We start from the raw sequence: 14259 nt of genomic DNA, 5'->3' as shown, positions 1-14259 counted from the left end.
TCGCAACTACTTTTATCCTTGTCAAGATTTTAAATCTTGACAAGGATATTTCCCGGATACTTTGCCTCGGGGTAGTTTATTAGGGGAGCGAAAAATTAATAAAAACTGTCCTGCAGTTCTGCTTTCGGTATTAATTACTTTTAAAAGAAGGCTCCTTATCCTTTTCGATGTAGATATAACGGCTTTTTATCCCGTTCTGAAGCATTGATTTCTTTTTATTAAGCTCTTCAATAGTTTCTATACTTTCGTTCTTAAAAGATGTTTTCTGGCCGTTTTTTATACTTTCCGCCAACGTCCTTGTCGGGTTTTCGTAAAATTCTTCTATATACTTGTTGAATTTCTCATTGGAAATAGGAATAGCAGATTTTCCATAATGAGTTTCTACAAAATCTTTGGTGTCATATTCTGTGTCCAGCTTTTTATTATTGACCAGTTTATAGATGAAATTTTTATCCGTGTCTTCCAGAATAAAGATAAGGCCGGGAAGCCCTCTGAATTTATATGGACCTTCTTTAATATTTACGTCATTAGAAAACCATGCATTCCATGTTCTGCCCCCGAAATCGGTAGTCGCCTTCTGAAGCTTATAACCGTTGTATTGCTGCGTTTCCTGAAGTAGTTTCCATGTCATTTCGTCATTGGTATTCACTACAAAATACTCAAAAAAATCTCTGTACCATTTATTTTTAAATGAATTGGGTGCTCTTTCAATAACTTGATCTGTTTTTGTACTGTATCTGGAAACAGATCTGTTTGCGCTTTTATTGATAGAATCATATTCCGCAAATTTTCTATCATAAAACTTTATAGATTTTGGGCTGATGTCAAGATTCATAAGATCTTTTCTGTATTCATCCGACGCATCTTTCCGGTACTGAAGTTCATAGACAAATTGGTTGGTCTGAGATTGATAAAATGAACCTGCATACAAAGCGAGCAGGCATATAATTTTTTTCATGATTTTTTTTGTTCTGTTTAATAGCGGGACCAAAAATAAAAAAAAACTGCGCGAAGTCGAAGACTTCGCGCAGTTTTTTGCCAAATTTTTATTATTTAATTAAGGTTTCTGCGTAATTCTTTTCGCAGACATATTTAAAAACCGCTTCACCAGGAAAACAGCAGAGATGGTAAGTCCCAATCCCAGAGCAATCCACATTCCGAAAGCGCCCATTTCCATAGTGACACACAGGAAATACCCTAAAGGAATGGTAATCACCCAATAAGCGATAAAGGTATAGATCGATGGAATTTTTACATCCTGAAGACCTCTCAGCATTCCTAAAGCCGTTACCTGAACCCCATCTGAAAGCTGGAATAGAGCAGCAATGATCATTAATTTTGAAGCCAGCATAATCACTTCAACTTCCTCTTTTTTAGTAAAGAAAGTCGGGAGTATATTTCTTCCCAGAATAAAGACCAATCCACAGATACACATGAAAATAAAAGCTATTTTCAGATTATTGATTCCCACTTTTCTTAGTTCAACAAAGTTCTGTTCACCAAGCTTTCTTCCGATCATCACCGTTGAAGCCACACTGAATCCTACACACAGGTTGAAGGTAAACGAAGCCATGCTCAGGGCAATCTGGTGAGACGCAATATCATGAGCAGAGATCAGACCACAAATAAATGCTGCTCCAGCGAAAGCCGTTACTTCAAAGAACATCTGTAAAGCGGTAGGCAGTCCGAGTTTCACCATTTTATCGAACATATTTCTGGAGAATACCTGGATTTTTAAAGAAAAGTCTTTAATATAACGTCTTGTTTTTTTCTCTTTTACCAGTACCACATAAAGGAAGACCACCATGAATATTCTGGAGATCAGGGTTGCTAAAGCAGATCCTTTTACGCCCATCTCAGGGAAAATCCAAAGTCCTTTGATGAAAACGTAGTTCAGAACAATATTGATGATATTCGCAATGATTGTAGCTTTGGTAACGCCTATGGTATAGGAAAGACCTTCAGAAACCTCACGAAGCGTCTGAAAAGCCATAAACGGAATCATACTGATAGCCATAATACCCAGAAAATCTACCGTATTGGGAATGATTTTCGCCGGCTGTCCGGAATGATAGAGCAGAGGCATCCCTAAAAGCAAGAGCGCCATTAAAATAATACCTACAGACATATTGATGACAAATCCATGACTGAAAACAGAATTGATCGTTCCGTGATCCTGCTTGGAGTGAGCTTCAGAAACCAGCGGCGGAATCGCAAATGAAAATCCCAGCGCCAATACAAACACTGAGAAAAATACTGCATTTCCCAATGAGACGGAAGCAAGAGCATCCGCACCTAAAAGTTTTCCGACAATAATATTGTCGAAGAGATTCACCGAGACCTGCCCAACCTGCGTAAGCATTACAGGAAGAGCCAGCGTCAGGCATTCTTTCGTATAGTTTTTGTTTAAAAAGTTCATAATCGTTTATGATTCATATAGAGTTTAATATTTAAAAATAGAGCAAAAAAAAATTTGCAGTAAGGCTACTGCAAATTGTTATCATATATTTAATGTTCAATTAAATTATTTCCTTACAAAACTTGCAACATCCTCCTCGGAAACAGTATTTCCGCCAAGAATAATTAATCTTTCCACCACGTTTCTCAGTTCTCTGATATTTCCAGTCCATGAAAGAACTTTAAGCGCATCAATCGCTTTATCATCAAATTTTTTCACAGCAGTACCGTGCTCATCGGCAATCATACCGGAAAAATGATCCACTAATAATTTGATGTCATCTTTTCTGTCATCCAATGGCGGAACATAGATTTCAATCACAGAAAGCCTGTGGTAAAGGTCTTCCCTGAATTTTCCTTCCTCAATCTCCTTCTGCATGTTTTTATTGGTTGCTGCAATTACTCTTACATCAACTTTTATTTCTTTATCACTTCCCACAGGAGAAACTTTGCTTTCCTGCAACGCTCTCAAGACTTTAGCCTGAGCAATAAGACTCATATCTCCGATCTCATCCAAAAAGATAGTACCTCCGGTAGCCTGCTCAAATTTCCCCTGCTTATCCTTGATCGCTCCGGTGAAAGAACCCTTTACGTGTCCGAAAAGTTCAGATTCAATAAGTTCAGACGGAATAGCCGCACAGTTCACCTCAATCATCGGACCTCTTGCGCGCTCACTTTGGTTGTGAATCGCATGAGCTACCAATTCTTTTCCCGCCCCGTTCGGTCCTGTAATTAAAACCCGGGCGTCGGAAACGGCTACTTTTTCGATCATATCCTGAATTTTTTTCAAAGCAGGAGAATCACCGATCATCTGGTATTTTTTGTTGACCTTTCTTTTTAAGGTCTTATTTTCAGTTTGAAGATTTTTATTTTCCTTTTTCAGACTTTCTTTGGCTAAAGCATTTTTTACACTGGTGATCAGTCTGTTGATGTCGATAGGTTTGGAAATAAAGTCGTATGCACCTTCCTTTAAACAGGAAACAGCAGAATCAATATCCGCGTGACCTGAGATCATAATAAATGTGCTTTCAGGTTTCAACATCATGCTTTGCTTTAAAAGCTCTGTTCCTGAAAGCTTAGGCATCTTGATATCAGAGATCACCAATGCGAAATCTTCTTTTTCTATCTGTTTGTAGCCTTCAAGGCCATCTTCAGCGATAACAAATTCGTATTCGGTAAGTTCATCAGAAAGGATACTGTGTAATACTCCCGAGATTGCTTTTTCGTCTTCTACAATAAGGATTTTTTGCATAGTTGCAAATTTAGATTTTTTGATTCAATTATTAGCAAAAACTATACCTAAATATACTATTTTGAGTAATCTCTTCTGCCGAAAATAGCAGATCCAACCCTTACGGAATTGGCACCACATTCAATGGCAGCGGGGAAATCATCACTCATTCCCATCGATAAAGTTTCCAGTGTTTTTAATTGAGTCAATTCATCAAAAAGCCCTTTCAAAACGGAAAATTCTCCTCTTACCTGCTCTTCATCCTCCGTAAAAGTAGCCATTCCCATCAGTCCGGTAATTTCAATATTCGGAAATCCACCGTCAATGTATTTTTGGAATAACAGTTTTGCCTCATCAATCTCAAGCCCGAATTTACTTTCCTCCGCAGCAATTTTGACCTGAAGCAGTACTTTGATCGTTCTGCTGTTCTTGCCCGCTTCTTTACTGATCTCTGCAAGAAGTTTTTCAGAGTCCACACTTTGGATGGTGTCAATAAACGGCGCGATATATTTAACCTTATTCGTTTGTAAATGCCCGATCAGGTGCCATTCTATATCTTTGGGCAGGAGAGGGTATTTTTCCATAAGCTCCTGAACCTTGTTTTCACCAAAGACTTTTTGCCCCAGATCATAAACTTCCTGGACAGCTTCAACCGGATGTGTTTTTGAAACGGCCACCAGCTGAACGCCTGATGGAAGCTGATTTTTTATCGCTGTATAATTTTCTTTAAGATCCATGAATGCAAATTTCTGAATTATAAAAGGAAAAAACTAATGAATCTGTAAAATTCTTGTTGTGTGTCTGTAATTGCAGGTTGGTTTGTTGCTTGTTGTCAGTTTGCCACCAACGTAATTTATTCTATGCATCATTAAATGGCTACGCTGATAGATTCTTACACTGCTACATTAATCAATTGTTACCTTAATTCAGAATATCATTAATCTTCGGATACTGAGAAATCTTTCTGAACACAAACTTGTTGCTTTTCTGCAGTTTCTCAATAAACATGTCCAGCTCATTGATAGAATCTGCATCTCTCAGATATTGGTCATGGGTAAGGAAAACAAGGTGCCTCGATGTCTTTTCAAGATCATTCAGAAAAATACTGTCTACCTTTTTAATCATGGCTTCGTGGCTGCCTTTCAGGGTCATTTTTTGCGAAGGTCTCCATTCTAGATCCCATCCGATGACTTTGTAGCCTGCTTTTTTAAGACCATTGGCTGCGTCGGTGGAACTTTTAATGTCGGTGACGTTAATATTATTCAGTCTCCAGATATTTCTGCCTGGAGTTCTTGCGATCTTGTCATAAAGTTTAAGGCTGTCTTTGGCAATATCAAAATCACGGACTACGGCATCAGCACTTTTATAGAAATCTGTGTATTTATTATGTGCATGCGTAAAACTATGATTGGCCAGTTCGATCAGTGGGTTGCTTTTTAAAAGTTCCAGATCATCTTTCTGTCTTTTGCTCCCATAGGCGTGTTTTCCTACCAGGAATGCCGTGGCGCAAACGTTTCTTTTGTTTAAAATTTTAAGAAGATTTTCAGTTCCCTGATTAGGGCCGTCGTCAAAAGTAAGATAGATAATTCTTTTATCGGTTTCTACGCTCTCATCATCTATTTTGGGGACCATTTGTGTGGTGGGATGTTCCTGTGAGGTTATTTTTTCAAATTCTTTCACATCGGTTTTGCCATTACAGCTGTTGAATACAATTGAGGCCGCACTCATCAATGCAGTCATCCCAAGAAAAGTCATGTTTCTTGACTTTTCCCCAAATTTTTTTTTCATAAAGATAATGGAGATTTAAAGAGTTAAAAATCGTTAAAATATTGCTAAAATGTTAACAAATTATATGCCATGATTTGTTAAATTTTTACTTTTTAATTTTATTTTAAGGACTTTATTTTAAAGTATATTTTGAATAGAATGAAGGTCTGTAGATTATGTTTTCGTATTCTTTAATTTTAACATTTATTCATGTGGAATCTTTTTACTTTTCTTATTTGTATTGAAATTTCCTTATTCTTCCTATATTCGGGAATTATTTTAATTTGATGAATCTTAAATATCTATTTATTCTTCTCACTGCCGCCAATTTATCAGGACAACAGATTTCCGGAACCATTTTCTCTGAAAAACATCTGCCTGTTGCGGATGCGAGAATTGGAATCGAGAATGAAGACATTGGTAATATAACAGATAAGGAAGGGAAGTATCTCATTGATATTACGGGATTAGATAAAAACAGGATATTGAAAGTAGATGTAAACGGATATGAGTCATTTCAGATGAAGGTTGCAGATTTTGAAGCATTACATCAATATGATATTTCACTCAATAAAAAACTGATTGAAATTCAAAATGTAAATATTATTCCAAAGAAATATGTTTCAAAAAACTTTGGAACCAGAAATTCAAAAAGAGGGTATTGTGGATATGATTCTGAAGATCTGAAGAAAATATTCAGGGAATACGCAATTAAGATTAAAAACAGCAGGAAAGTAAAATTAAAAAAGATCAATCTTAATCTTTCCTTTTTCGCCATTGAGAAGCCTGTTACTCTGATTTTTGATATTCAGCAATCTGCAGGCGATTTTCCGGGAGAATCGGTTGTGAATGAAACCCTGAAACTTACGATAGCAAAAGAACATATCCGGGATAATACGATCTCTCTTGATGTGAATGATAAAAGTATCTGGCTGAATGGGGATTTCTTTGTTTCCGTGAGGGCTTCTGAAGATTTTAAAGGGAAACTTTTTTTAGGAGGAAATATTTTTGCGTTTTCTAAAAACACCTATTACAGAAATTATTTTGGAGAATGGAAAAAGTTCTCGGCAGGAGAACCTTCTATAAATGTGGATGTTTTAGTAGAGAAGTAAATCCTTAATCTAAAATTTTCTTGAGATACAGTGCATTCTCAATCGCCGCATTTCCCCAGGTGTTATTGAAAAATATAAAGGCTTTTCTTTCTGAATGTTTGATTTTTTCCGCTACAGTATCTATAAACTCTGAACTGTACTCAGATTTATAAAGAACAGGTTTTCCGTGGAGCCTGTAGTACAAAATATCAGGATGATTGATGATCACATCCTCAGGAAGATTTCCCGGAAAGCTTACTCCTGAAAACACAATGTTATTTTCTTTTAAAAGACTGAAAACTTCCTCTGTCCACCAGGATTCATGACGAAATTCAATGACGTTGGGATAAATAAAATTGAGGTTGGCCAAAATCAGATCTATATTTTCCTGTGATTTTTTGAAAGATGGTGGAAACTGATACAGGAACCCGGCAAGCTTTTCTTTTAAGTGAGTCTGAATATGCGTACAGAATTCTGAAATGTCTTCTTTAGATTCTTTCAGACGTTTTTCATGGGAAATGGCTTTCGGAATTTTAATAAAGAATTTAAAATCGTCAGGCGTTTCATCATGCCATTTTAAAAGCGTTTTGGCGGTAGGTTTTCTGTAAAAGGTAGAATTGATCTCGACTGTATTGAAAGCTAGGGAATATAAGGCAAGAAAGTCTTTATTTTGGGCATTTTCAGGATATAGTGACCCTTTCCAGTCGTTATTATAAAATCCCGAACATCCAATGTAAAGACTTCCTTTTTTCATGATTTTTATTTTATGTCTGCATCCAGATCTACAGAGTTTAAACGCAGTGAATTCAGAATGACAGACAGTGAACTGACACTCATTGCAGCGGCTGCGATCATGGGTGATAATAATATTCCAAAGAAAGGATACAATAATCCTGCCGCTACCGGAATACCCAAAACATTATAGATAAATGCAAAAAACAGGTTTTCTTTGATGTTCTTAAGCAGTTTTTCGCTCAGCAATTTGGCTTTTGCCACGCCTAAAATATCACCTTTCAATAAAGTAATTTCAGCACTTTCCATCGCGACATCAGTTCCGGTTCCCATTGCAATTCCCACATTAGACTGGGCGAGGGCAGGGGAGTCATTGATGCCGTCTCCCGTCATCGCGACAATCTTTCCTTGTTGCTGAAGTTTTTTAACCTCGTTCAATTTATCTTCAGGAAGACAGCTTGCTTTATAATGTTTGATTCCCAATTCATCAGCAACCGCTTTTGCGGTATGTTCATTGTCTCCGGTCATCATGATCACCTCAATTCCTTCCTTCATCAGACGCTGAACCGCTTTTTTGGAAGTCTCTTTAATTTTATCCGTAAAGCTGATGAAGCCTAATACGGTTTTATCCTGTGCTACATAAGAAATGGTATGGGCCTTGGATTGTACCTCAATAGCTTTATCTTTTAAGGCCTGTGGAACAGATAGGTTGTTCGAGATCAGAAGGCTTTCGTTCCCCAGGTAAACAGTTTTTCCATTGATATTTCCCTGAACTCCTTTTCCAGAAATATTTTCAAATTCATTCACTTTTTCTACCGTTAAATTCTTTTCCTTCGCTTTTTTGATCACCGCATTGGATAGCGGATGTTCCGAGTTTTGATTAAGGGAAAAAGCAAGTTTTAAAATTTTGTTTTTATCTCCGATTCCTGAAGTTTCAATGTATTCTACAGAGGGTTTCCCTTCCGTTAAAGTTCCTGTTTTGTCCGTGATCAGAACGTTCACTTTATGCATTTGTTCCAGTGCTTCTGCATTTTTGATCAGAATACCACTTTTAGCCCCTTTCCCGATTCCTACCATCAGAGACATTGGAGTAGCAAGACCCAATGCACATGGACAGGCAACAATTAAGACGGCAACTGCATTTACGAAAGCAAATAGACTTCTTTTTCCTTCCGGTCCGAAAAATTGCCATAAAACAAAAGTAAGAACAGCAATAAGAATCACCACCGGAACAAATACTTTGGCCACCTTGTCCGTCAGTTTCTGTATTGGTGCTCTGCTTCGGCTGGCTTCATTTACCATTTTAATGATCTGTGAAAGAAGAGTTTCATCACCTACTTTTTCAGCTTTCATGATGAAAACTTTATTCCCGTTGATCGTTCCTGAAGAAACCTTGTCATCAATACTTTTCTCTACTGGTACGGGTTCTCCTGTGATCATACTTTCATCCACCAAAGAAGTTCCTTCGGTGATCTTTCCGTCAACAGGGATTTTTTCGCCTGGTTTTACTTTCAGCAGATCTCCGATTTTCACCTGAGAAAGCAAGACTCTTTTTTCTACTCCATTCACGATAAGATTAGCTTCATCCGGAGAAAGATTCATCAGTTCCTTAATGGCATTTCCTGTTTTTTTATGAGCTGCTGCTTCCATCAGTTGTCCTAAGATGACAAGCGTCAAAATCACACAGACCGCTTCAAAATACAATGGAATCTCGTGATTGTGACCTCTGATTTCGTGAGGAATGATATCTGGAAAAGCCAAAGCTACAATGCTGAAAATAAAAGCAGCTGCAACGCCTAAAGCAATCAGACTGAACATATTTAAATTCCATGTTTTGAACGAAACCCAGCCTCTTTTGAGCAGGAACCACCCGGAATAAAACAGCACCGGAAGAGTAAGTGCGAGTTCAATAAATCCCTGTATTTTGTGAGAAAAAGGGAAATTAATCATCATCCCACCCATTGAAAGAATAAAAACCGGAATCGTGAAGGCAAGGGAAATAAAGAATTTCTTTTTCAGAATGTGATAGGTTTCATCTTCTTCATCCTCGTCACTATCTGGCATTCTTACCAGATCCATTCCGCATATCGGGCAGTCTCCGGGCTCATCACGAATAACTTCCGGATGCATCGGGCAGGTATATTTTGCCGTTTTCTTTTCGGGGTATTTTACCAGATCCATTCCGCATACAGGACATCCTACATTAGAGTCGTAGGTTTTATCTCCTTCGCAGTACATCGGGCAGTAATATTTTCCAGCCATATCATCGGTCACTTTCGGAGCTTCATGATGGCTGTGGTCATGAGTAGGGGAATGAGAATGCTGATGATTGTGAGAAGGTGCATTTTTGGCAAGATCTTCTGTAATTTCTTCCAGGTGCATATGGCAAACAGGGCAGTCACCTTTTTCATCATAGACTTTATCTCCTTCACAGAACATCGGACAGTAGTGTTTTCCTACACTGTCTTTGAAATTTGAAGGAAGATTGGAAGCGGAGTAGGTGGGTTTGTGATTGGGATCTTTAGCATGCTTTTCCTCAATAGGAACAAGATACATATTACAGTCCGGACATCTTTCACCCTGTTTGAAATAGACTTTGTCTCCTTCACATTCCATCGGGCAATAATAGACTGAAGAAGGGGAAACTCTGTCCTGAGGTTTTACAAATGCAGTATCAGGTTTTTTAGGGTCTTCCAGTTTATATTTCTCTCCCAATGCATTATTTAAAACCGAAAGTTCAATTTCCTGATCGGAAGTGATGGTTGCGGTATTGTTTTCCAGATTGACATCGGCTGTAACTCCCTCAACGCTGTTGAGTTTTTCAGAAATTTTCTTCTGACATCCGGAGCAGGTCATTCCGAGTATATTGTATTGTCTTTGCATGATCCTTGAATTTATACTGCAAATGTCCAAAATCAATTGGAAAGGCTGTTATAAATTTAGGGATAATAGTTACAGAATTTGGAATGTAGATGTTAGAGTTTTTTTTGTAGAAGTATGAGAGGATTGGAGAGTTGTAGAGTAGAAGTGGGTATATAAGGTGAAGATTTTAAGAATGGGGATTTTTGATTATCCTATTAACATATTTGAATAGTTTAGCACGCGTTTATACTCAAACTCTCCAACTCATAAGCTATCCAGTGTCTTCCTTTGATGGTCTTTCAGTTTCTTGAATTCTGTGGGGGTAAATCCGGTAATATTCCTGAATTGGGATGAGAGGTGCTGAACGCTTTTATAGCCAAGCTTTCCAGCAATTTCCGTAAGGGTGAATTCATTATAAAGCAGCAGTTCTTTTACCTTTTCAATTTTATGCAGGATAAAAAACTGTTCCAGTGTAATATTTTCGTTTTGAGAAAAGGTTTTGGAAAGAGAACTGTAGTCTTTGTGAATCTCTGAACTTAAAAACTCAGAAAGAAGAAAATTTTCATCAATGTCAAGTTCACTGATCTTAATGATGATCTTATTTTTAATCTTGTCAACAAGCTGATGGGTAGAATCCATAATTCTTTCAAAGCCTGTTTCTCGAAATTTTTTTTCTATCGCCAGCATTTTTTCAGCCGGAACATCAGTTTCAGTTACTACTTCGCCCAAAGAGACAGAATGTATCATTACACCCGCCTCATTGAATATTTTTTCCACTGCGGAAATGCAACGGTTACACACCATGTTTTTTACAAAAATTTTCATGGTTGGTTCAGTCTGTCTTTTACAAATTCAATTTGTGTTTTTCCGTGTGGTGCAGGATTTCCTTCACTGTCCAGATTGACCATTACAATTTTATCAACGGTGATAATGGTCTGGTGAGTCATCTTGTTTCGTACATTGCATTTCAAGGTAATGGATGATGATCCGAAATGTGATGCCTCAATCCCTATTTCTATAATATCACCCTGTTTGGCTGAGCTTACAAAATTAATTTCAGAAATAAATTTCGTCACCACTTTTGTGTTTTCAAGCTGAATGATGGCATAAAGAGCTGCCTCTTCATCGATCCACTGTAAAAGTCTTCCTCCAAAAAGAGAGTGGTTAGGATTCAGATCTTCGGGCTTTACCCATTTTCTCGTATGGTAGTTCATGTTTTAATAATTTGCTTCACAAATTTAGTGTTAAAAACTGGGTTTATCAAGGAAACGGTATTTACTGATCTGAAGGAAATGATTCATTTTCTCAATCACTTTTTCTTGGAGCGCATCGCTTTTACCTTTTTTATCGTGTCATCACTTAAAAAGTTTTGGAATTCTTTGCTGTCAACCGCGAAAATAGCCACTTTTCCTTCCTTATTATGATGGATCCCAAATCCGAGCGTTTGGCTAAAGGAGACGACCGGAGGAAGGGTTATCCTTTAGAAAAAAAACTGTGTTTTTTCCTGCTGCTTTTCACTTTCAGAAATATTATTTTTGATCGCATAACATTCAAATATAATGTCATCGGAAGGATAGCGGTAAGGATTTTTTTTAATCTGCTCATACTGAAGACTTGCCAGTGTTTTTGTTTTCTTTTCAGGTGGCGTCTCTGCATGTGAAATGGTGCAGTCATCGGCAATCTCAATAAAAGTGTTGATGTAATTGGTGGTGTGTATCATATATATATTACGTGAAGAATATTGAACATTTAAAGATAATCAGTGAATTTTTCATGTCTTATGATTCGCGGTACTCCAGAATATCTCCGGGCTGACATTCCAGTGCTTTGCACAGGGCATCAAGCGTACTGAACCGGATCGCTTTTGCTTTCCCCGTTTTCAGGTTGGATACATTGGATAATGTCAAATTTATCTTTTCTGAGAGCTCGTTCAAAGACATTTTCCTTTTGGCCATCATCACGTCAAGGTTTATTATAATAGGCATAGTGTTATAGTTGTCTTTTTGTCGCCTCTGTGCAGGCTTATTTGGGTGATTTTTTATGTTAACTAATTTTAACTTTAAGCGAATTTCAGTAAAAATTTTATAATAAACAATATTTATTTATTGTTAATCGATAATATATGACTCTGACATCTTACGACAGTGATAAATACTTTAAAAAAAGCTTTGATTTAAAATTTTAAATTGTATCTTGCATACGTTTATATTTGGAATCAATATTTGTTCATTAATTTATGTTGCTTTTCTTTTATATACCAAATTTTTATTAATTTTTAATTTTTATTTAAAATGAACATTTTTGTTTCAAACATCAATTACGCAACTAAAGAATATGAGTTGCACGATCTATTCGCAGAATTTGGTGATGTATCATCAGCTAAAATCGTTACAGACAGAGAAACTGGCCGTTCAAGAGGTTTCGGTTTTGTAGAAATGGGAGATGAAGAAGGAAAGCAAGCTATCGAAGCTCTTAATCAGAAAGAATTTAACGGAAAAGAGTTAAACGTATCTGAAGCTAAGCCAAGAGAAGAAAAGCCAAGAAGAAGCTTTGACAACAACAGAGGAGGTGGTTACGGAGGAAACAACAATAGAGGCGGCGGTAGCGGCTATGGTGGTGGAAACAACCGTGGTGGAAACGGCGGCGGAAATCGTTGGTAAAAATATAAGGCGGCTTTTTAGCCGCTTTTTTTATGCACTATATATCCCTTTTTAAACAGACTGAAGGTTTTTCAGTTTTTTAAAAAGGGATATTTTATTATAGAACAGCAGCTTATTACTGGATAAAACTGAGATTTGAGGAAATCAGAATACAATGGATAAGCGGTCAGGTTTACTTGTTAGATGATGTACAGATACTTTGGATAGAAGAGAATGATCCTTTATATATGACTTAATATAATACTCTATAGCTTTCCATCTACTTGAATGGATATGTTTAATCTTTTTTCTTCTTTTTCTTCTTGTCTTTATCTTTTTCCTTATCCTTTTCTTTTGTTTTGACTTTTTTAATTTTCTTAGGATTTAAGACTTCTTCTGCATATTCAAACTTCGGTTCTTCAATTTTCGAAGGAACAGTCTCGATTTTAAGATCAAAATAATTTTTCAGATCATCCTGAGATATTAATTTTTCGTTCAATAAAAAGTCCAGAATTTCCTTCCCTGAATCATTGAAAAAATTATGAGAAAGCTCTTTTAATAAAAATTTTCTGTACTCTTCAGAGGGAACAACTACAGTATATTTAAAGATTCTGCCTTCTTTTTGAGTCGTGATATAGCCTTTTTCCACTAATATTTTTAAATAGGTAGAAACGGTATTCTGATGCGGCTTCGGCTCAGGATGCTGCTCCATGATGTCTTTCAGATAAAAAGATTCAAGCTTCCAGAACAGCTTCATAAAATTTTCCTCAGCAGCGGTAAGATGATTTATTTTCATAGAATTCTTAATGTTGAAATTGTATATTGCAATAAAGATAAATAAAAGATACCATAAATGCTATTCCGGCACCCATAAATACTTCCTTTACCGTATGTCTTTTTAAAATAATTCTTGTAATTCCCACTAAAGCAGCAATTCCCAGCCAGATCAGCCCTGCTTTCCAGTTCAGGGTGAAAAATAAGGCTGCCACAAAAATATTAAAGGCTGTATGCATCGAACTTTTGATGAAAAAATTACTGATCTGCATCGTGAAAACCAAAATCAGAATAAAGAGCATCACCAGATCAATATATCCGTTCCTGACATAATTAAAAATCAGGTAAGTGATCACGCAGGCAGCAATAAAGAGATACAGACTTTTTCTCTGAACACGATCAGAAACATCCATATTGGTATATCTTCCGGTTTTTACATTCCATACCAGCCAGATCACTACCGGAGCAATAATTATCAATAATATAGGGGCAAAGTAAAGGATAGAGTTTTTATATGAGTATTCTCTTATACTCATGTAAACGAAAAAAATAAATAAAGAAACAAGTGGATTGAAAAAATCTGAGATGATTCTTGAAATTTTATGTACCATTGAAGGCTGTTTTTCTTCCATGTTCAAGTTTAAAATTCAAATATAACACTATAAGCAAAAAAACAATTAGTATGTATACGATAAAAACAAAGTTT

General features: G+C 36.7%; 14 protein-coding genes and 1 pseudogene. 2 read left to right on the top strand and 13 right to left on the bottom strand.

The window, feature by feature from the left end:
- Positions 1 to 130: 130 nt before the first annotated feature.
- The 5 genes from EG346_RS20305 to EG346_RS20285 all read right to left on the bottom strand — a co-directional run bounded on the left by EG346_RS20305 (position 131) and on the right by EG346_RS20285 (position 5476).
- Entirely contained in the window at positions 131 to 958 is an 828-nt protein-coding gene (locus tag EG346_RS20305) for a GLPGLI family protein (RefSeq protein WP_123881146.1), read from the bottom strand.
- A gap of 99 nt (positions 959 to 1057) precedes the next feature.
- On the bottom strand, positions 1058 to 2419 hold the full coding sequence (locus tag EG346_RS20300; RefSeq protein ID WP_123881144.1) for an MATE family efflux transporter: 1362 nt from the start codon (positions 2417 to 2419) through the stop codon (positions 1058 to 1060).
- A 105-nt stretch (positions 2420 to 2524) separates the two neighbouring features.
- Positions 2525 to 3709 (bottom strand): sigma-54-dependent transcriptional regulator, encoded by a 1185-nt coding sequence (locus EG346_RS20295; RefSeq protein WP_073331363.1) that lies wholly within the window; start codon positions 3707 to 3709, stop codon positions 2525 to 2527.
- Positions 3710 to 3765: 56 nt separating this feature from the next.
- Positions 3766 to 4425, bottom strand: coding sequence for a YggS family pyridoxal phosphate-dependent enzyme (locus EG346_RS20290; RefSeq protein WP_123881142.1), 660 nt, complete (start codon positions 4423 to 4425; stop codon positions 3766 to 3768).
- Positions 4426 to 4609: 184 nt separating this feature from the next.
- On the bottom strand, positions 4610 to 5476 hold the full coding sequence (locus EG346_RS20285; protein WP_123881140.1) for a polysaccharide deacetylase family protein: 867 nt from the start codon (positions 5474 to 5476) through the stop codon (positions 4610 to 4612).
- A 266-nt stretch (positions 5477 to 5742) separates the two neighbouring features.
- Between EG346_RS20285 and EG346_RS20280 the strand changes: the two genes are divergently transcribed.
- Complete coding sequence (locus tag EG346_RS20280; RefSeq protein WP_123881138.1) at positions 5743 to 6567, top strand: hypothetical protein; 825 nt, start codon at positions 5743 to 5745, stop codon at positions 6565 to 6567.
- Between the two features lie 4 nt (positions 6568 to 6571).
- On the opposite strand, the gene EG346_RS20275 is transcribed toward EG346_RS20280, so the two are convergent.
- The 6 genes and pseudogenes from EG346_RS20275 to EG346_RS20250 all read right to left on the bottom strand — a co-directional run bounded on the left by EG346_RS20275 (position 6572) and on the right by EG346_RS20250 (position 12125).
- Complete coding sequence (locus EG346_RS20275; protein ID WP_123881136.1) at positions 6572 to 7300, bottom strand: DUF72 domain-containing protein; 729 nt, start codon at positions 7298 to 7300, stop codon at positions 6572 to 6574.
- A gap of 5 nt (positions 7301 to 7305) precedes the next feature.
- The gene (locus EG346_RS20270; protein WP_123881134.1) at positions 7306 to 10161 is read right to left on the bottom strand and encodes a heavy metal translocating P-type ATPase; all 2856 of its coding nucleotides are present in this window, start codon (positions 10159 to 10161) and stop codon (positions 7306 to 7308) included.
- A gap of 243 nt (positions 10162 to 10404) precedes the next feature.
- On the bottom strand, positions 10405 to 10965 hold the full coding sequence (locus EG346_RS20265; RefSeq protein ID WP_123881132.1) for a helix-turn-helix domain-containing protein: 561 nt from the start codon (positions 10963 to 10965) through the stop codon (positions 10405 to 10407).
- Positions 10962 to 11354, bottom strand: a complete 393-nt coding sequence (locus tag EG346_RS20260; RefSeq protein ID WP_073331345.1) for an acyl-CoA thioesterase — start codon at positions 11352 to 11354, stop codon at positions 10962 to 10964. The genes EG346_RS20265 and EG346_RS20260 overlap by 4 nt, the downstream gene beginning before the upstream one ends.
- A 95-nt stretch (positions 11355 to 11449) precedes the next feature.
- Positions 11450 to 11860 (bottom strand): annotated as a pseudogene (locus EG346_RS20255) (DUF6157 family protein).
- A 58-nt stretch (positions 11861 to 11918) separates the two neighbouring features.
- Complete coding sequence (locus EG346_RS20250) at positions 11919 to 12125, bottom strand: helix-turn-helix domain-containing protein (protein WP_073331339.1); 207 nt, start codon at positions 12123 to 12125, stop codon at positions 11919 to 11921.
- A gap of 306 nt (positions 12126 to 12431) precedes the next feature.
- On the opposite strand from EG346_RS20250, the gene EG346_RS20245 reads away from it, so the two are divergent.
- Positions 12432 to 12800: an RNA-binding regulator gene (locus tag EG346_RS20245; protein ID WP_034727704.1), complete on the top strand. Its 369-nt coding sequence runs from the start codon at positions 12432 to 12434 to the stop codon at positions 12798 to 12800.
- Positions 12801 to 13077: 277 nt separating this feature from the next.
- Here EG346_RS20245 and EG346_RS20240 read toward each other — a convergent pair whose 3' ends face one another.
- Complete coding sequence (locus EG346_RS20240) at positions 13078 to 13575, bottom strand: BlaI/MecI/CopY family transcriptional regulator (RefSeq protein ID WP_073331335.1); 498 nt, start codon at positions 13573 to 13575, stop codon at positions 13078 to 13080.
- Positions 13576 to 13582: 7 nt separating this feature from the next.
- On the bottom strand, positions 13583 to 14185 hold the full coding sequence (locus tag EG346_RS20235) for a phosphatase PAP2 family protein (RefSeq protein ID WP_123881130.1): 603 nt from the start codon (positions 14183 to 14185) through the stop codon (positions 13583 to 13585).
- Between the last annotated feature and the right edge of the window lie 74 nt (positions 14186 to 14259).

This window comes from Chryseobacterium carnipullorum, assembly GCF_003815695.1.
In the GTDB taxonomy this organism is placed as follows: Bacteria; Bacteroidota; Bacteroidia; order Flavobacteriales; family Weeksellaceae; genus Chryseobacterium; species Chryseobacterium carnipullorum.
The sequence above is the reverse complement of the archived record's forward strand: the minus strand, read 5'-3'. Positions and strand labels throughout refer to the sequence as shown.

Bases quoted from the DNA above. Each gene is read 5' to 3' on its own strand.
- EG346_RS20280 (WP_123881138.1), top strand. From the start codon at position 5,743: ATGAATCTTAAATATCTATTTATTCTTCTCACTGCCGCCAATTTATCA.
- EG346_RS20290 (WP_123881142.1), bottom strand. From the start codon at position 4,425: ATGGATCTTAAAGAAAATTATACAGCGATAAAAAATCAGCTTCCATCA.
- EG346_RS20245 (WP_034727704.1), top strand. From the start codon at position 12,432: ATGAACATTTTTGTTTCAAACATCAATTACGCAACTAAAGAATATGAG.
- EG346_RS20240 (WP_073331335.1), bottom strand. From the start codon at position 13,575: ATGAAAATAAATCATCTTACCGCTGCTGAGGAAAATTTTATGAAGCTG.
- EG346_RS20295 (WP_073331363.1), bottom strand. From the start codon at position 3,709: ATGCAAAAAATCCTTATTGTAGAAGACGAAAAAGCAATCTCGGGAGTA.
- EG346_RS20305 (WP_123881146.1), bottom strand. From the start codon at position 958: ATGAAAAAAATTATATGCCTGCTCGCTTTGTATGCAGGTTCATTTTAT.
- EG346_RS20250 (WP_073331339.1), bottom strand. From the start codon at position 12,125: ATGCCTATTATAATAAACCTTGACGTGATGATGGCCAAAAGGAAAATG.
- EG346_RS20300 (WP_123881144.1), bottom strand. From the start codon at position 2,419: ATGAACTTTTTAAACAAAAACTATACGAAAGAATGCCTGACGCTGGCT.
- EG346_RS20275 (WP_123881136.1), bottom strand. From the start codon at position 7,300: ATGAAAAAAGGAAGTCTTTACATTGGATGTTCGGGATTTTATAATAAC.
- EG346_RS20270 (WP_123881134.1), bottom strand. From the start codon at position 10,161: ATGCAAAGACAATACAATATACTCGGAATGACCTGCTCCGGATGTCAG.
- EG346_RS20260 (WP_073331345.1), bottom strand. From the start codon at position 11,354: ATGAACTACCATACGAGAAAATGGGTAAAGCCCGAAGATCTGAATCCT.
- EG346_RS20265 (WP_123881132.1), bottom strand. From the start codon at position 10,965: ATGAAAATTTTTGTAAAAAACATGGTGTGTAACCGTTGCATTTCCGCA.
- EG346_RS20285 (WP_123881140.1), bottom strand. From the start codon at position 5,476: ATGAAAAAAAAATTTGGGGAAAAGTCAAGAAACATGACTTTTCTTGGG.
- EG346_RS20235 (WP_123881130.1), bottom strand. From the start codon at position 14,185: ATGGAAGAAAAACAGCCTTCAATGGTACATAAAATTTCAAGAATCATC.